The sequence below is a fragment of the Rathayibacter sp. AY1C2 genome (assembly GCF_002931195.1).
Lineage (GTDB): Bacteria > Actinomycetota > Actinomycetes > Actinomycetales > Microbacteriaceae > Rathayibacter.
In genome coordinates, this window is record NZ_PSWG01000011.1 from 63,221 (window position 1) to 80,103 (window position 16,883).

Sequence of the window (16,883 nt, forward strand, 5' to 3'; positions counted from 1 at the left end):
GTTCGGGGTGCCGACGGAGGGAAGAGCATGAGCGCAGGCCTGTCGATCGACCGCATCGCCGCATGGGTGGCGGACCAGAGGTGGTACGCGAGCAAGGGGCGGCGCCCCGAGCTGGAGGTCCGCGGCGCCTGGTCGCTGCACCCCGGCGAGGCGGAGGTGGTGGACCACCTCTTCATCGACCGGGCAGGCACGAGCCCGGTGCTGTACCAGGTGCCGGTGACCGTCCACGCGGCTCCGGTGCCCGGGCTCGAGGACGCCCTCGTCTACTCCGACGACGCGCACTACGTGTACGACGCTCCGCGCGACCCGGTGTTCGCCCGCGCCCTGCTCGGCATGATCGCCGACGGCGGCCGCTCCGACGAGGACGGCGCCCAGGGCGGCGCCCGCGCCGAGGGCCACCGGCAGCCGGGTGCCGCGATCGGGGCGTTCGCGTCCTCGAAGGTGCTCAGCGGCGAGCAGTCGAACACCTCGGTGATCGTCCGCACCACCGCCGACGACGGATCCGACGCGACCCCGGTGATCGTCAAGGTCTTCCGCGCCCTCCACCACGGCGACAACCCGGACGTGACGGTGCAGTCGGCGCTCAACGCCGCCGGGAGCGCCCTCGTCCCGCCCGTGATCGGCAACGTGACCGGCGAGTGGGACGACGAGGGCGAGGAGACGGGCCGCGCCTTCGGGCACCTCGCCTTCGCGCAGGAGTTCCTCCCCGGGGTCCAGGACGCGTGGCGCGTCGCCCTCGAGGCGGTCGCCGCCGACTCCGACTTCACCGGACCCGCCCGCGAGCTGGGCCGCGCCACCGCCGAGGTGCACGCGACGCTGGCGGAGGTCATGCCGACCGAGGACACCACGTCCGAGGTCGTCGACCGGATGGTCGCGGCCATGCGCCGTCGCCTGCGCATCGCCTCGGCCGAGGTCCCCGTGATCGCCGAGGACTCGGAGGCGATCGAGGCCGTGTTCCGCGCCGCCGAGACCGCGCCGTGGCCGAGGCTCCAGCGCATCCACGGCGACTACCACCTCGGGCAGGTCCTGTCCGTGCCCGGTCGCGGCTGGGTGCTCCTCGACTTCGAGGGCGAGCCGCTGCGGCCCATGCACGAGCGCCGTCTTCCCGACGTGGCCCTTCGCGACGTGGCGGGGATGCTGCGCTCCTTCGACTACGCGGCGGGTGCGCACGAGCAGGCCGAGCCGGGCGCCTCGAGGGCGGCCTGGGCGGCGGCGAGCCGGGCCGCGTTCCTCGAGGGCTACACCGAGCGGGCGGGCGACGCGGTCACCGCGCACCGGGCGGTGCTCGACGCGTTCGAACTCGACAAGGCCGTCTACGAGGCGATCTACGAGGCGCGCAACCGGCCGGAGTGGCTGTCGATCCCGGTCGCCGCGGTGCAGCGCCTCGCCGGGCGCTCGTAGGGTGGCAGGCATGAGCGACGACACCGACGACAAGAAGCCCCTGGACCCGCTGAGCGACTTCAGCATCCCGGGCGACACCGATCTGCACACGACCGGCGACGCCTCGGGCGCGGACGGCGACGAGATCGCGGAGCCCGGAGCGGACGAGGACTGAGCCGCCTGCTCCGCGGGGCCTGCCTCGGCCGTCGGCTCCGCTGAGCCGGCGGCCGTCCTAGCCCAGCGGGGCGAGCGGCTCGACCGCCGGCCCCTCCAGCACCGTCCCGTCGGCTGCGAAGCGGGAGCCGTGCAGCGGGCAGTCCCAGCTGCGCTCCGAGTCGTTCCAGGTGACGATCCCGCCCAGGTGCGGGCACACCGCCGACACCGCGCAGCGCCGCCCCTCCACGGTGGAGACCGCGACGGGCTGCAGGCCGTCGCGGGCGAGCGAGCCCTGGCCTTCCGCCGGCACCACCCCGGCCGAGCGGGGCGCGCGGAGCGCTGCCGACCACCCGCGGGCGTACCAGGCGCCCACCGCCAGCCCGGCGCCGAGCCCCTCCGCCATCACCCGCGGCAGCGTGGGCCGGCGGTGCAGCGTCCTCGCCCAGGCCGGCGTCCCGCCCTCGAGGTCGGCGACGAGCGTCAGCGCGGCCTGCACCGCGTTGGTCATCCCCCACTTGTCGTAGCCGGTCGCCAGGAAGATCCGTCCGCGGCCCCGCGGCAGCCAGCCCACGAACGGCACACGGTGGAACGGCTCGTAGTCCTGGGCGCTCCACTTCGCGACCGGCTCCGCCCCCGGGAAGGACCGCCGCGTCCAGGCGACCAGGTCGTCCACCGCCTCCGAGGTGACGGGCCTGCGCCCCACGGGGTGGCCGTTGCCGCCGATCAGGAGGAGCCGCTCGCCGTCGCGCTCGGCGTCGCGCACCGAGCGGGACGGCTCGTCGACCGAGAGGTACATGCCGTCGGGGATCGGCGCGTCGGTGCGGAACGCGACCGCGTACGAGCGCAGCGCGGCGATCTTGGCGAAGTACAGGCCGCGGTCGAGGATCGGCGCCCCCGTGAGCAGGTAGGCCCGGTCCCCGGTCACCGGGCCCGCGCTGGTGCGGACCCGGACGGGAGCGGTCGCTCGCATACCGAGGGCCCGGACGCCCTGCACCAGGGTGCCCCCGGCGGCGCGGAAGTCGGCGGCGAGCGCCGTGAGGACGTCCATCGGGTCGAACTGGGCCTGGTCGTCGAGGGCCACGGCCGCCGTGCTGGGGAAGGGCACGTCGAGCTCGCCGACGAGGCGGGTCGCGAGGCCGAAGCGGCGCGCGGTCGCGTGCTCCTTCAGGACGGCGTCCACGCCCTCGGGCGTCTGCGCGTAGCTGTAGGCGGTGCGCCTCTGCACCGGCACGCCCGCGCCCTCGCAGTAGTCGAGCAGCCAGCGGAAGCCCGCGAGGTTCGCCGCGACGTAGGCCTCGGTCACCGCGGGGATGTTGCGCTCCGCGATCCGGGAGAGGTGCGCTCCCTGCAGGAGGCTGAGCTTCGCCGTCGTGTTCCCGGTCGTGACCGCGCCGACCTCCCGCGCCTCCAGCACCAGCACGCGCCGGCCGGTCCGCTGCAGGAGGAGCGCGGTGACCAGCCCGGTAAGTCCGGCGCCGACCACGACGTCGTCGTAGTGCGCGCCCGGCACGAACTCGTCGGAGGGGATCGGAGCCGCGCCCGCCCGCCAGAGGGAGCGGGGCCGCGGGGCCGTCGTGGTCGTGTCCTCCGGAGTCATCGGGAGTCCCTCCGTTCAGGGGCCGGACGGCCCGCGAGCGACGCTACGCGGAGCCTCCGGCACCGTCACGGTGTTGACACGTCGCGGGACGCGGGCTCAGAGCCAGCCCCACCGCTTGAAGAGCCGGTGCAGCACCACGCTCGAGGCGAGCATCGCCGCGAGCGCCGCCGGGTACCCCCATGCCACGTGCAGCTCGGGCATCACGTCGAAGTTCATGCCGTAGATGCTCGAGATCATGGTCGGCGCGAAGAAGATGGCCGCCCAGGCGGAGATCCGCTTGACCTCGTCGTTCTGCTGGTTGCCCACCTCCGCGAGCTTCTTCATGTCCTCGTTCTGGCGCTGGGCGACGAGGGTCGCGTTCACCGCCAGGATCTCCCGCAGCGTGGTGCGGAAGCCGTCGACCCGCTCGGTGACGAGCGCGACGTGGTCGGCGACGTCGCGGATGTAGCGGCGCAGCTCCACATCCGACTGGAACACCTCGAAGTCGGTGACGAGCCGCCCGAGCATGCCGGTCAGCGGAGCGACCGCACGCTGGAAGTCCAGCACCTCCTGGCTGAGCTCGTAGATGCGGCGGGACACCGCCGGGTCGCCCTCGAAGACCTGCGCCTCGATCTCGTCGATGTCGTTCTCGAGACCGGCGACGACGGGCGAGTACTGATCCACGACGGCGTCGAGGATCGCGTACAGCACGGCGACCGGGCCGACGCGCAGCAGCTCCGGATCGGCCTCCATCCGCCGCCGCACCAGCGAGAGGTCGGGCTTCTCGGAGTGGCGGACCGTGACGACGAAGTTCGACCCCACGAACAGGTGGAGCTCGCCGAAATCGACCTCCTCGCGCTGGTCGGAGTAGCTGGCGGCGCGCAGCACCACGAACATGTCGCTGCCGTACCGCTCGAGCTTGGGCCTCTGGTGCGCGCTGATCGCGTCCTCGAGGGCGAGCGGGTGCATCGAGAACTCGTCCTCGAGCGCGGCGAGCTCGGCCGCGTTCGGCCGGTACAGCCCGATCCACGCCATCGCGTCGGGCAGCTTCTGCAGGGCGGCGAGCGCCTCCGGGATGCTGCCGGGAGAGACGACCCGGCGGCCGTCCTGGTAGATCGCGTTGTCGACCGTGCTGGTGCGGGCCGGCTCGTCGTCCGGGCGCAGACGCTGGATGGGAGCGGTGTCCTCGGCGGCGGCGCGGGTGCGCGAGCCCAGACCCAGGATCGTCGCGGGGACGCGGGGCAGCTTCACGACCATCTCCTCTGCTCGACCGACGCCCTATTGTGCACCTCCCGGTGAACGGGAGGTGTCCGTTGCGCCGCCGGTGTCGGAGGGCCTCACTAGCCTGGAGTCGCTCCCCCGGACGACGCAGAGGAAGGACGACCGTGAAGCTGCTGCACACCTCGGACTGGCACATCGGCCGCACCTTCCACGGGCACTCCACGACGGCGGCGCTCGCGACCGTGCTCGAGGCCCTGGTCGAGACGGTGCGGGCCGAGCGCGTGGACGCGGTGCTGATCGCCGGCGACGTCTTCGACTCCGCCGTGCCCGCCGCAGAGCACTACACCCTCCTCACCCGCACGCTCGAGGCGATCCGCGCGGCCGGCGCCGAGGTCGTCCTCACCAGCGGCAACCACGACTCCCCCGCCCGGCTCGGCTTCCAGGCCGGGCTCCTGCGCGGAGCGGGCGTCCACGTCCTCACCGACCCCGAGGCGTACGCCGAGCCGGTCGTGCTGCGCGACGCGTCCGGCCTCGAGGTCGGCGTCCACGGCATCCCCTTCCTCGAGCCCGCCCTCTACCGCCACCGGCACCCGGAGGAGCAGCTGCGCCGCCACGAGGACGTGCTCGCCTTCGCGATGGCGCGGGTGCGCGCCGCCGCCGAGGCGGCGGGCCGTCCCTGGGTCGTGCTCGCGCACTGCTTCGCGGTCGGAGCCCCGGCCGCGGTCCTCGAGCGCGACATCACGGCGGGCGGGCTCGACTACGTCTCGGTCGAGCACTTCGCCGCGGCCGACTACGCGGCGCTCGGGCACATCCACGGACGCGCCGAGCTGCTGCCGGGAGTGCGCTACTCCGGAGCGCCGCTGCACTACGCGTTCGGCGAGGCGTCGAAGCCGCGCGGCGCCTGGCTGGTGACGATCGGGCCCGAGGGGCTCGAGGGCGTCGAGTGGTCGCCGCTCCCCGTGCCGAGGAGGCTCAGCGTGATCGAGGGCGAGCTCCAGCAGCTGCTGCGCGATCCCTCCCTGGCCGAGGTGGAGGGCGACTGGGTCTCGGCGGTGCTCACCGATCCCGTGCGCCCGCTCGACGCGATGGCGCGCCTGCAGTCGCGCTTCCCCGGCTGCGCCACGCTCGAGCACCGGCCCCCGCACGCCGCGGCCGAGCCGCGCGCGTACGCCGAGCGGATCCGCGGGCGGAGCGACGTGGAGGTCGTCGACGACTTCCTCGCCCACGTCCGCGGCGGTCACGGCGCCACGGAGACCGAGCGCGCCCTCACCCTCGACGCGCTCGCGGCCATCGAGGCCGAGGCTCTGCGGTGAGGATCCGCCGACTCGCCTTCGCCGGACTCGGACCGTTCCGCGCCGAGCAGTGCGTCGACTTCGACCGGCTCGAGGACGTGGGCGTGTACCTCATCGCCGGGCGCACCGGAGCGGGCAAGTCGACGATCCTCGACGCGATCGCGTTCGCACTCTACGGCTCGGTCCCCCGCTTCGACGGCACCGCCTCGCGCCTCCGGAGCGACCACAGCGGCCCCGAGGACGAGACCTTCGCCGAGCTCGAGTTCGAGGCGGCGGGGCGCGTCTACCGCGTCCGGCGCTCGCCCGAGTACGAGCGGCCGAAACGGCGCGGCACCGGCACCACGACCCAGCCGGCGAAGGTCGAGCTGCTGGAGCAGGTCGACGGCACCTGGGTCGGGCTCTCGTCGAGCGCGAAGGAGGTGGGCGCCGACATCGGCCGGATCGTCGGCCTGACGAAGGACCAGTTCCTCCAGGTGATCCTGCTGGCGCAGAACCGCTTCCACGAGTTCCTGCTCGCGAAGAACGACGACCGGCAGCGGCTCCTGCGCACGCTCTTCGCGACCGAGCGCTTCGATCTGCTCCGCCGCCGCCTGCTCGAGCAGCGCGACGCGAGCGCCGTCGGGCTCGAGGAGGAGCGCGCGGCCGTGACGGCGCTCGCGGACGAGGCCGTCCGGCTCCTCGATGACGGAGCCGAGCCGCCTCTGCCGGACGCCGCCTGGTTCGCCGGCCTGCCGGCGCGGCTCGCCGCTCCGCTCGAGGCGGCCCGGGCCGGCTCCGCCGCGGCCGACGCGGCGCACGAGGCCGCGGGCGCCGCTCTCGACGAGGCCCGGCGCACCGCCCGGGGCCAGGAGCGGCGCCGGCGCGCCCTCATCGAGGCGGAGGAGCTCGTGGTCGCCGAGGCGCACGTCGAGCAGCAGCGGGCCGCGATCGAGCGCGCGCGCCGGGCCGACGGCGTGCTGCCGCTGCTCCGCTCCGCCCGGGCAGCCGCCGAGAAGGAGCGGGCCGCCCGGCAGCAGCGCGACCTCGCGGCCGACGCCTATGGGGACGCGTCCGGGGGCCCGGCCGCCGAGACGGCCGAACGGCTCGCCGCTGTCCTCGGCGCCCTCACCGAGGCGCTGGCCGAGGAGCGCCGGCTCCCCGACGCGGAGCGCGTCGCCGAGCGGTCCGCGCGCGCCGAGCAGGCGGCGGCGACCGCGCTCGCCGGGATCGAGGCGGAGCTGCGCGAGCTGCCCGCCCGCGTCGACGCGCTCGCCGGCGAGGAGGAGTCCCTGGCCGGGGAGGCCGCCGCCGTCCCCGCGCGCGTCGACGAGCTCGCCGCGCTCGAGCGGAGGATCGCCGCGGCCCTCGAGCGCGATCTCACTGCGGCGGGCCTGCAGCGGCTCCGCACGGCCTACGCCGACGCGGCGCGCGTCCACGGCGAGCGCGCCGCGGAGCAGGCCGCCCTGATCGCGCGCCGGTTCGCCGGTTTCGCCGGGGAGCTCGCCGAGCGGCTGGAGCCGGGCGAGCCCTGCCCCGTCTGCGGCTCGTGCGAGCACCCCCGCCCGGCCGAGCACGACGGCCCGACGACGGTCGGCACCGACGACCTCGACCGGGCCCGCGTCGCGGTGGAGCGCGCCGCCGCCGCCCTCGACGGCGCCCGCGAGCGCGAGGGAGCCGCGGCTCGGGCTCTCGCGGCGCTCGAGGAGCGCGTGGGCGAGGACGCGGATCCGGAGTCGCTCCGCCCGGCGCACGAGGAGCGGCTCGCCTCGGCGCGCCGCGCCGCCGCCCGCATGGAGGAGCTGCGGCGCGAGCGCATCCGGCTGCGCACCCGGATCGACGCTCTCACGACCGGGCGGGACGCCGCTCGCGAGGAGCACCGCGCCCTCGCCGACGAGTCCGCCCTTGCCGCTGAAGCGCTGCGGCTGCTGCGGGAGCGCGTCGAGGCCTTCCGCGACGGCGCGACGAGCGTCGCCTCGCGCGTCGAGCAGCTGAACGCCCAGCGCCGTCGTGCCGTCGCCCTGGTCGAGGCCGAGGAGGCGGCCGTCTCGCGGTCCGAGGCCGCCGCCGCCGCCCGGGAGGAGCTCGCCGAGGTCCTCGCCGAGCGCGGCTTCACGACCGCCGAGGAGGCCGAGTCGGCCGCGCTGGCCAGCGGGGACCGGGCGCGGGCCGAGGCCGTCGTCGCCGAGCACGAGCGACGGCGGAGCGCGACGGAGGCGGTGCTCGCCGACCCGGAGCTCCGCGGACTGCCGGGCACGGCCGTCGACCTCGCCTTCGCCGAGGAGCGCTCGCGCGAGGCCTCCGCCCGTCGCGACGAGGCGCGAGCCGGCCTCTCCGTGCTCGAGCACCGCTCGGAGCGCCTGGCCGAGCTCGCCGCGACGGCCGCGGGCCGCCTCGCCGTGCTGGGTGAGCGCCTCCGCCGCCACGAGGAGCTGCGCGCGCTGGCCGAGACCGTCTCCGGCCGGGGGCAGAACACGCGCCGGATGGACCTCGAGGCCTTCGCCCTCGCCGGACGCCTGGAGGAGATCGTGACCGCGGCGAACCTCCGCCTCGACGCGATGACCAGCGGCCGCTACGCCCTCGCCCACGACGACTCGCTCGCCTACCGCGGCGCCGCCTCCGGCCTCGGGATCGACGTGCTCGACGCCTTCACCGGCGTCCGCCGGCAGCCCGCCTCGCTCTCCGGCGGCGAGACGTTCCTCGCCTCGCTCGCCCTCGCCCTCGGCCTCGCCGACGTGGTGACGGCGCAGTCCGGCGGCATCTCGCTCGAGACCATGTTCATCGACGAGGGCTTCGGCTCGCTCGATGCCGAGACGCTCGAGACGGCGCTCAGCACGCTCGACGAGCTGCGGTCGGGCGGTCGGACGATCGGCCTGATCAGCCACGTCGACGCGATGCGCGAGCGGCTGCCGATCGGCCTCCGCGTCGCGGTGGGGCCGCGCGGCGACTCGACGATCCTCACCGGCTGAGCGGCCGCTCCCGGGCGAAGGGGCGACGACGGCCCGCTCCCTCCTCTCGCACTGCAGCAGCGAGCGCGCCCGCGCCCGCTGCTAGGGTCGTGCGCAGTGACACGGGGTGCCCGCCAGGGCTGAGAGAAGACCCGTTGAACCTGATCTAGTTCGTACTAGCGAAGGGATGTCGCGAATGAGCATTCGCACGCCTGTCCACCCGATCCTCCCCGCCGACACGGCGCCCGACCCGGCCTCCGTGGGTCGCGATCTCGCCGAGCTCCGCGCCGCCGGACCCCTGGTGCAGTGCATCACGAACGCGGTCGTCACCGGCTTCACCGCCAACAGCCTTCTGGCCCTCGGCGCCAGCCCGGCGATGTGCGACCTGCCCGGCGAGGCGGGCGTCTTCGCGGGCCTCGCCTCCGCGGTGCTCGTCAACCTCGGCACGCCCGGAGCGGAGCAGCGCGAGGGTGCTCGCGAGGCGGTCGCCGCGGCCGGACGCGCCGGCACCCCCTGGGTGCTCGATCCGGTCGCCGTCGGCCCTCTGCCCGTCCGCACCGCTCTGGCGGTGGACCTGCTCGAGGCGCGGCCGGCGATCATCCGCGGCAACGCCTCCGAGATCCTCGCCCTCGCGGGAGCCGGTGCGGGCGGCCGCGGTGTGGACGCCGTCGACACCGCCGAGCAGGCGCTCGACTCCGCCCGCGTCCTCGCCCGCCGCACCGGCGGCGTGGTCGCCGTCTCGGGAGCGGTCGACCTCGTCACCGACGGCGAGCGGATCGTCCGGGTCACGGGGGGCCACCCGCTGCTGACCCGCGTGACCGGCGGCGGCTGCGCGCTCGGCGCCGTGATGGCGGCGTTCCTCGGCGCGGGCGCCCGCCCGCTCGACGCGGCCGTCAGCGCCTCCGCGGTCTGGGGCCTCGCCGCCGAGCGGGCCGCCGCCGCGAGCAGCGGTCCCGGGTCCTTCGCCGTCGGCCTCCTCGACGGCCTCGCTGCCCTCCAGCCGGCCGACGCCGAGGCCGGGGCGCGGATCGCATGAGCCTCGACCTCTCGCTCTACCTCGTCACGGACACCGCCCAGTGCGGCCCGCGCGGCGTGCCCGCCGTGGCCGCTGCCGCCGTCCGAGGCGGAGTCACGACCGTGCAGATCCGCGATCACGACGCCTCCGCCGCCGAGCTCGTCGCCCTGACCCGGGCCGTCGCCGCCGTCCTCGACGAGCGCACGACCCTGCTGGTCGACGACCGCGTCGACGTCGCCCTCGCCGCCCGCCTCGCGGGCGCCCGCGTCCACGGCGTCCACCTCGGGCAGTCCGACCTCCCCGTCACCGCCGCCCGCTCGCTGCTCGGTCCCGACGCGGTGATCGGGCTCACCGCGAACACCCCCGAGCACCTCGCCGCCGTCCGCGCCCTGCCCGCGGGGACGGTCGACTACCTCGGCGTCGGCGTCATCCGGCCCACCGCGACCAAGCCCGACCACCCCGCTCCCCTCGGTGTCGACGGGTTCGCCGCCCTCGCCGCGGCCGCGGCGCTGCCCTGCGTCGCCATCGGCGGAGTCGGAGCCGCGGACGCGGGGCCACTCCGCCTCGCCGGTGCGGCCGGGCTCGCGGTCGTGTCGGCGCTCTGCACGGCCGCCGACCCCGCGGCGGCCGCCCGCCTGATCCGAGCGGAGTGGGACCGATGACCGCCGGCGCCCGCGTCCCCCGTGTCCTCAGCATCGCCGGCACCGATCCGACCGGCGGTGCCGGCGTACAGGCCGACCTCAAGTCGATCGGCGCGCTCGGCGGCTACGGCATGGCGGTCGTCACCGCGCTCGTCGCGCAGAACACGCACGGGGTCCGCTCCGTGCACCTGCCACCCGCCGTGTTCCTCCGCGAGCAGCTCGACGCGGTGAGCGACGACGTCACGATCGACGCGGTGAAGATCGGGATGCTCGCCACGGCCGAGTACGCCGGAGTCGTCGCCGAGTGGCTCGACGAGGTCCGCCCGCCCGTCGTGGTCGTGGATCCGGTGATGGTCGCGACCAGCGGTCACCGGCTGCTCGCTCCCGAAGCCGAGGACGCCGTGCGCGACCTGCTCCTCCGCGCCGACCTGGTGACGCCGAACCTCCCCGAGCTGGGCGTGCTCGCCGGAGAGCCGACCGCCTCCGACTGGCCGGCCGCGCTCGCGCAGGGGGCGATGCTCGCCCGCGCCCTCGACGCCGCCGTGCTGGTGAAGGGCGGCCACCTCGACGGCCCCGCCACCCCGGACGCGATCGTCACCCCCGACGGCCTCGTGCGCGAGGTCCCCGGCGAGCGTGTTGCCACCTCGAACACGCACGGCACCGGGTGCTCGCTCTCGTCCGCGATGGCGACGCTCCTGGCCGGGCGCGACACCTCCTCCGACGCCCTGGTCGAGGCGCTGACGGAGGCCAAGGAGTGGCTGACCGGCGCCCTGCGCGCCGCCGACGCTCTCGAGGTCGGCTCCGGCAACGGCCCGATCGACCACTTCCACCGGCAACGTCCTCCGGCGTTCTGCGCGGACGTCTGGGAGCGGACGCGGACCCTCCGCGACGAGATCGACGCGCTCCCGTTCGTGCGGGCCCTCGGCGACGGCTCCCTCGGGCGGGAGGACTTCGAGTGGTACCTCGAGCAGGACGCTCTCTACCTCACCGAGTACGCCCGCGTCCTGGCCGTGGCGGCGCAGCGCGCGCCGACCACCGCCGAGCAGGTCTTCTGGGCCGAGGGCTCGGCGTCCGCCCTCGCGGCGGAGGCGCAGCTGCACCGCGACCGGCTCGGGACCAGGGACGCGGCTCCCGCGCCCGCGACCCGCGGCTACACCGACCACCTGCTCGCGGTCGCCGCGGGCGGCGGCTACGGCGAGATCGTCGCCGCCCTGCTCCCCTGCTTCTGGCTCTACGCCGACGTCGGGTCGCGCCTCGCCGCCTCCGGGCACCCCGAGCACCCCTACGCGGACTGGCTGCTCACCTACGGCGACCCGGTCTTCGCGACGGCCACCGAGCGGGCGATCGAGTTCACGGAGCAGGCCGCCCGCGACGCCTCACCGAGGGAGCGCGCCGCGATGAGGGACGCGTTCCTGCGGTCGAGTTCGTTCGAGAAGGACTTCTTCGCCGCACCGCTCGCCCGGACCGGCTGAGCTCTCAGCCGGCCCGGCCGGGTGCGCTCAGCCGATCGCCTCGCGCAGGACGTGCATGAGGGCGTCCAGCTGCACCGTGTCGGCCGAGGCCGTCTCGGCGTCCGCGCCGTCGAGCGCCCGGGCGGCGAGACCGGCCTTGGCGTCGATGAGCTCCGCGATCTTCGCGTCGATCGTGTGCGCCGCGATGATCCTCCACGCCGTCACCGGCTCCTCCTGGCCGATGCGGTGCACGCGGTCGATCGCCTGCGTCTGCTCGGCCGAGGTCCACGACAGCTCGGCGAGCACCACGTTGGAGGACGCCTGCAGGTTCACGCCGACTCCCGCCGCGGTGAGCGAGCAGACGGCGACAGAGACGTCCGGGTCCTCGTTGAAGGCGTCGATCTGCGTCTGGCGGAACGCCGCGGTCTGGTCGCCGCGGATGGAGACGGACGTCAGCTCGCGCTTCTCGAAGGTGTCCTCCGCCTGGTCCATCACGTCGATGTGCTTCGCGAAGAAGACGACCTTGCCCACCGAGCGGGCCAGCTGCGAGGCGTAGTCGGCGGCCAGCGCCGCCTTGGCCTGGCCGATCCGGCGCACCATGGTGAAGACGTTCTCGCCGGTCTTGGCCGACTTCGACTCCTCGAGCTCGCTCTGCGCCACGATGCGGATGAACCGCTCGCGCTCGTCGTCGTCGAGCTCGTGCGTGATCGAGGAGGTGACCGCCCTGAAGCGCTGCAGCATGCGGGCGCCGAGCTCGCGCTCGGCCTTCTGGATGGAGCGGCCGAGGTCGTCGTCCAGCTCGACGGGCAGATCGACGATCCGCTTCGACGGCAGGTCGGCGGCGACGTCGATCTTCTTGCGCCGGACGATGCCGAGGTCGATCACGGCCTCGCGCGCCTCCGGGTAGAAGCCCGTGTCGGCGGGGGTGAGGCCGGTCTCCTCGAGGCGGCCCATCAGCTCCGGTCCCGGCTTGGTCTCGTCGATCCAGCCGAGGAAGCGCCAGATGGCGCGGAAGTCGTCGACGTCGTTGATCAGCGGGGTGCCGGTCAGCGCGATCATCAGCGGATCGTGCCCCGGAGTGGTCTCACGGATCCTCGACGCCAGCGCGAGCACGCTCTGCGAGCGCTGCGAGCGGAGGTTCTTGATGAAGTGCGCCTCGTCGACGACCATGCCGCGGAAGCCCAGGCTCCCGAGCCAGCCGATGTGCCGGTCGAGGATGTCGTAGTTGACGATGACCACGTCGGCGAACGCGTCGAGCGTGCCGCCGTCTCCGTGGATGACCGTGGCGCGCCGCTGCGGGGTCCAGTGCTCGACCTCGCGCGCCCAGTTCATCTTGACCACGTTCGGCACCACCGCGAGCAGCGGGTACGCCCCGACCACCGAGGCGGCGAGGAGGCTCTGCGCGGTCTTGCCCAGGCCCGGCTCGTCGGCGAGCAGGAAGCTGCGGTGCCCCTCGCGGGCGCTCTCGATGAAGCGCGCCTGGTGCGGCATCAGCTCGCGGCCGCGCGGCGAGACCCGGTCGAGCTTCGGCGGCTCCGGGAGCTCCATGCTCGCGGCCCGTCCGCCCGCTCCGTACTCGAACGCCTTGAAGAGCGGCCCGAGCAGCTCCCAGTCGTCGAGCCGGCGGCGCGGCGCCGGGGCCGAGGCCTCGGCGATCGAGAAGTCCGGCGGGAGGAAGGGGTTCGCCAGCTGCCGGGCGCGCACCGACTGCGGCACGACCTGGTTGACCGGCACCTCGGGCTTGGGCTCCGGCTCGGTCACGATGAGCAGCTCGTCGGGGCTGAGCTCCGCGCCCGCCTCGAGCAGCCAGTCGCGGCGGAGCTTCTGCGCGGCCGCCGTGACGCCGGCCTCCGATTCGAGCAGCGCGATCAGGCTGGTGTCGCGGGCGGCCGTCTTGGCCAGGATCGTGGCGATGCCGTCGAGGCGCTTCATCTCCTCGGCGCGCTGCGCGTCGCTGAGCGAGGGATCGACCTTGACCCGCTTGCGCTCCTCGCGCATCAGGAGGGCGATCACCAGGAACTTCGTCCGGTTGGTCGGTCCGACCTTGCCGGTCTGGGCCTTCGCCTCCACCTCGCGGACGCGGCGGGCGAGGATCGGGATGATCCCCGCGTTGTCCACGCCGCGCGAGCGCGATCGGGGTCGGCTCCCGGCGGCGTTCGACGCTCGTCGCGTCTGACCGGACTGACGCTGGCCGCTGCGAGCCATGCTCCTCCTCGATGTGTGACGGGGGCGGAGGAGGGGTTCCCGCGCGCTGCCGTCGCCGTGCATCCGCCGGATCGCCTCCGGAGAGGCGTCGGGCGTCGGTGCATCCGGTGGCCGTCGGGAGCTCCGAGCAACGGGTCTGGGACCCGGTCGCAGCATCCCCGGCGTGCGGGTGCGCCTCCAGTCTACTCCTCGGGGCGGTCCGGTCGGCGCTCCGCCGCGCGGACGGTCGCGCTCGTCGTCATTCCGGGGTCGGGACGCGGATGACGAGGCCCGCCGCCACGAAGACGCCGACCGCGGCGAGGCTCAGCGAGGACCAGATCGCGTCCGGGAAGGCGAACGGCAGCACCGGGTTCCACAGCACGAGCACCGGGACGAGCCCGATCAGCCAGAGGAGTGCGCGCGCCTGGATCGCGAACCAGCCGATGACCGCCGCGAGGATCGCGACCGGGTAGCGGATGAAGTCGTAGGCGTCGGAGCCGACGAGGGCGAGCCCTGCCAGCAGCACGATCGCGCCGAGGATCCCGGGCGCGAGCGCCATGCGGGCGCGGTCGCGCGAGGGGTAGCGGGCGGCGGTCGCGCGGGACGGCTTGCGGGTGCTCACCCCTCGATCGTAGGCGCGCATACCCCGCCCGGGTACCGCCTGCGGCGCGTAGGCTGGAGGAGTGATCGAGGACCTCAAGAAGCGCTCGCTGCACCGTGCCCGGATCCTGGGCGGCCAGATGCGCGGCCTCGAGCGGATGATCGAGAACGAGGACTACTGCGTCGACATCGTCACGCAGTCCCTCGCGATCCAGAAGTCGCTCGGCTCGCTCAACAAGCTCATCGTCGAGAACCACCTCCGCACGCACATCACCGCGATGTTCGAGGAGGGCGGAGACGCCCGCGAGGCGGCGATCGCCGAGCTCGTGAAGATCTTCGAGCTCTCCAACAACCGCTCGTGACCGCAGGCCTCGTCGCCGCGGCGCGGGTGCGCCCGCTGCTGCTCGACGGGGGCCTGGGCACGGAGCTGGAGGCGCAGGGCGCCGCGGTGGACTCCTCGCTCTGGAGCGCCCGGGTCCTGCTGGAGGAGCCCGGCCGGGTCGTCGCCGCGCACCGCGCCTTCGCCGAGGCGGGCGCCCGGATCGCGGTGACCGCGAGCTACCAGGTGTCCGCGAGCGGATTCGCGGCCGCGGGCCTGGCCCCGGGCCTCGCGGAGCGCGCCCTCCAGGAGAGCGTCGACCTGGCCCGGCGCGCGCAGAGCGGCTGGGTCGCCGCCTCCGTCGGCCCTTACGGCGCGAGCCTCGGCGACGGCTCCGAGTACCGCGGCGACGACGGCCTCACCGTCGGCGAGCTCGCCGCCTGGCACCGCCCGCGCCTGGAGACCCTGGCCGCGGCCGGGCCCGACCTGCTCGCTGTCGAGACCATCCCGTCGGTGCGGGAGGTGCGGGCCGTCGTGAAGGCCCTCGCGGGCTCCTCGGTCCCCGCCTGGATCTGCGTGAGCGGCCGTTCGGGCCGCACCGCGTCCGGCGAGCCCCTGGCCGAGGCGCTCGCCGTCGCCGCCGCCTCCGAGGAGGTCGTCGGCGTGGGAGTGAACTGCTGCCCGCCCGGCGACGTCGCCGAGGCGGTCCGCATCGCCCGCTCCGTCACCGGCAAGCTGGTCGTCGTGTACCCGAACAGCGGCGAGGAGTGGGACGCCGTCGAGCGTCGCTGGGCAGGCGACGCGGCCTTCGACCCCGCGCTGGTCGCCTCCTGGCGCGCGGCGGGAGCGGATCTGATCGGCGGCTGCTGCCGCGTGGGACCTGCGGCGATCGCTGCCCTCGGACGAAGCCTGGAGGAGGAGTCGTGACCACCCTGAGAGCCGTGCGCGGCGACCTCACCCGCGAGCACGTCGACGCGATCGTGAACGCGGCGAACTCGTCGCTCCTCGGCGGCGGCGGCGTCGACGGCGCGATCCACCGCGCGGGCGGGCCGGAGATCCTCGCCGAGTGCCGCCGGCTCCGCAGGGCCGAGCTGCCGGACGGCCTGCCCGCCGGCTCCGCGGTCGCCACGACCGCCGGCCGCCTCCCCGCCCGCTGGGTCGTGCACACCGTCGGTCCCGTCCACTCGTGGTCGGAGGACCGCAGCGCCGTCCTCGCCTCGGCCTACCGCGAGTCGGTGCGCACCGCTGTCGGCCTCGGCGCGCGGACGCTCGCCTTCCCGGCCGTCTCGGCAGGCGTCTACGGCTGGCCGATGGACGACGCGGCGCGCATCGCGGTGGAGACGGTCCGCGAGGCGACCGCGGACGGCGCACTCGACGAGGTCCGGTTCGTCCTCTTCTCCGCGGACGCCCTCGCGGCCTTCGAGGCCGCCCTGGCCGCGGAATGACGGAGGGGGAGCCGACCCTGCGGTCGACTCCCCCTCCACTGTGCTGCGCTAGGCCGTCTTCGGCCGCGCGAACTCGTCGTAGGGCAGCGTGATCGGGCGGGTCCGCGGAGGCATCCGCACGACCGCCTCGAGCGCCGGGCCCAGTGCCTCGCGCCACGCGCGGTAGCCGTCCTCGTTGAGGTGCAGGCCGTCCGGCGAGTACTGCTCGAGCAGTCCGCCGTCCTCGCCCGCGAGCACCGGCCACAGGTCGAGGTAGCCCGCGTGCGCCGTGGGCGCGAACTGCCACAGGTGGCGGTTGATCTCACGGATCTGCGGCGCGAACTCGTGTCCGCGCGGCAGGACCGAGGTCACCAGGATGCGCACGTCCGGGAGGTCGCGCCGGAACGTCGCGACGATCGTCTCGATGTTGCGCACGACGTGCTCCGTCGTGCGGTGCCAGGCGAGGTCGTTGGTGCCGATCAGCAGCACCACCGTGTCCGGCTCCTGCGCGACCAGCTCGGCGAGCCGCGCGACGACGTCCGCCGTGGTGGCCCCTCCGACTCCCTCGTCGACGACCGTCGACTCCGTCAGCCACTCGCCCCAGGCTCCCGCCTGGATGATGCTGTCCCCGATGAAGAGGACCTTCCCCAGCTGGAGTCCGCGCCCCGCGTCCGTACTCGACCGTTCGCTCATCGTGCTC

General features: G+C 74.8%; 15 protein-coding genes and 1 riboswitch. Of the genes, 10 read left to right on the top strand and 5 right to left on the bottom strand.

The window, feature by feature from the left end:
- Positions 1 to 27: 27 nt before the first annotated feature.
- The gene (locus C5C55_RS09795; protein WP_104233781.1) at positions 28 to 1,401 is read left to right on the top strand and encodes a phosphotransferase; all 1,374 of its coding nucleotides are present in this window, start codon (positions 28 to 30) and stop codon (positions 1,399 to 1,401) included.
- A 10-nt stretch (positions 1,402 to 1,411) separates the two neighbouring features.
- Positions 1,412 to 1,555, top strand: coding sequence for a hypothetical protein (locus C5C55_RS16595; RefSeq protein WP_181067829.1), 144 nt, complete (start codon positions 1,412 to 1,414; stop codon positions 1,553 to 1,555).
- 57 nt (positions 1,556 to 1,612) lie between these two features.
- On the opposite strand, the gene C5C55_RS09800 is transcribed toward C5C55_RS16595, so the two are convergent.
- Both C5C55_RS09800 and C5C55_RS09805 read right to left on the bottom strand, forming a co-directional pair.
- Positions 1,613 to 3,133, bottom strand: a complete 1,521-nt coding sequence (locus C5C55_RS09800; RefSeq protein WP_104233782.1) for an FAD-dependent oxidoreductase — start codon at positions 3,131 to 3,133, stop codon at positions 1,613 to 1,615.
- 96 nt (positions 3,134 to 3,229) lie between these two features.
- Positions 3,230 to 4,369: a magnesium and cobalt transport protein CorA gene (locus C5C55_RS09805; RefSeq protein ID WP_104223070.1), complete on the bottom strand. Its 1,140-nt coding sequence runs from the start codon at positions 4,367 to 4,369 to the stop codon at positions 3,230 to 3,232.
- A gap of 128 nt (positions 4,370 to 4,497) precedes the next feature.
- On the opposite strand from C5C55_RS09805, the gene C5C55_RS09810 reads away from it, so the two are divergent.
- The 5 genes from C5C55_RS09810 (at position 4,498) to thiD (ending at position 11,677) form a co-directional block, all read left to right on the top strand.
- Positions 4,498 to 5,646 (top strand): exonuclease SbcCD subunit D, encoded by a 1,149-nt coding sequence (locus C5C55_RS09810; protein WP_104233783.1) that lies wholly within the window; start codon positions 4,498 to 4,500, stop codon positions 5,644 to 5,646.
- Positions 5,643 to 8,570: an AAA family ATPase gene (locus tag C5C55_RS09815; RefSeq protein WP_104233784.1), complete on the top strand. Its 2,928-nt coding sequence runs from the start codon at positions 5,643 to 5,645 to the stop codon at positions 8,568 to 8,570. The genes C5C55_RS09810 and C5C55_RS09815 overlap by 4 nt, the downstream gene beginning before the upstream one ends.
- 92 nt (positions 8,571 to 8,662) lie before the next feature.
- A riboswitch (TPP riboswitch) is annotated at positions 8,663 to 8,754 on the top strand.
- On the top strand, positions 8,746 to 9,585 hold the full coding sequence (thiM, locus tag C5C55_RS09820) for a hydroxyethylthiazole kinase (RefSeq protein ID WP_104233785.1): 840 nt from the start codon (positions 8,746 to 8,748) through the stop codon (positions 9,583 to 9,585). Its footprint overlaps the riboswitch before it by 9 nt.
- Complete coding sequence (thiE, locus tag C5C55_RS09825; protein WP_104233786.1) at positions 9,582 to 10,226, top strand: thiamine phosphate synthase; 645 nt, start codon at positions 9,582 to 9,584, stop codon at positions 10,224 to 10,226. The genes thiM and thiE overlap by 4 nt, the downstream gene beginning before the upstream one ends.
- Positions 10,223 to 11,677 (top strand): bifunctional hydroxymethylpyrimidine kinase/phosphomethylpyrimidine kinase, encoded by a 1,455-nt coding sequence (gene thiD, locus C5C55_RS09830; RefSeq protein ID WP_104233787.1) that lies wholly within the window; start codon positions 10,223 to 10,225, stop codon positions 11,675 to 11,677. The genes thiE and thiD overlap by 4 nt, the downstream gene beginning before the upstream one ends.
- Positions 11,678 to 11,704: 27 nt before the next feature.
- Here thiD and C5C55_RS09835 read toward each other — a convergent pair whose 3' ends face one another.
- Complete coding sequence (locus C5C55_RS09835; protein WP_104225603.1) at positions 11,705 to 13,861, bottom strand: DEAD/DEAH box helicase; 2,157 nt, start codon at positions 13,859 to 13,861, stop codon at positions 11,705 to 11,707.
- Between the two features lie 238 nt (positions 13,862 to 14,099).
- Positions 14,100 to 14,462, bottom strand: a complete 363-nt coding sequence (locus tag C5C55_RS09840; RefSeq protein ID WP_244229446.1) for a DUF6804 family protein — start codon at positions 14,460 to 14,462, stop codon at positions 14,100 to 14,102.
- A gap of 61 nt (positions 14,463 to 14,523) precedes the next feature.
- Between C5C55_RS09840 and C5C55_RS09845 the strand changes: the two genes are divergently transcribed.
- From C5C55_RS09845 to C5C55_RS09855, 3 genes are read left to right on the top strand one after another with little or no spacing between them, the layout of a single operon-like run.
- The gene (locus C5C55_RS09845) at positions 14,524 to 14,802 is read left to right on the top strand and encodes a metal-sensitive transcriptional regulator (protein ID WP_104223062.1); all 279 of its coding nucleotides are present in this window, start codon (positions 14,524 to 14,526) and stop codon (positions 14,800 to 14,802) included.
- Positions 14,799 to 15,686 (top strand): homocysteine S-methyltransferase, encoded by an 888-nt coding sequence (mmuM, locus tag C5C55_RS09850; protein ID WP_104233788.1) that lies wholly within the window; start codon positions 14,799 to 14,801, stop codon positions 15,684 to 15,686. Before C5C55_RS09845 ends, mmuM begins: the two co-directional genes overlap by 4 nt.
- Positions 15,683 to 16,204 (top strand): O-acetyl-ADP-ribose deacetylase, encoded by a 522-nt coding sequence (locus C5C55_RS09855; RefSeq protein ID WP_104233789.1) that lies wholly within the window; start codon positions 15,683 to 15,685, stop codon positions 16,202 to 16,204. Before mmuM ends, C5C55_RS09855 begins: the two co-directional genes overlap by 4 nt.
- A gap of 48 nt (positions 16,205 to 16,252) precedes the next feature.
- Here the strand turns inward: C5C55_RS09855 and C5C55_RS09860 are convergent, their stop codons facing one another.
- Entirely contained in the window at positions 16,253 to 16,876 is a 624-nt protein-coding gene (locus tag C5C55_RS09860) for a GDSL-type esterase/lipase family protein (RefSeq protein ID WP_104225671.1), read from the bottom strand.
- Positions 16,877 to 16,883: the final 7 nt, after the last annotated feature.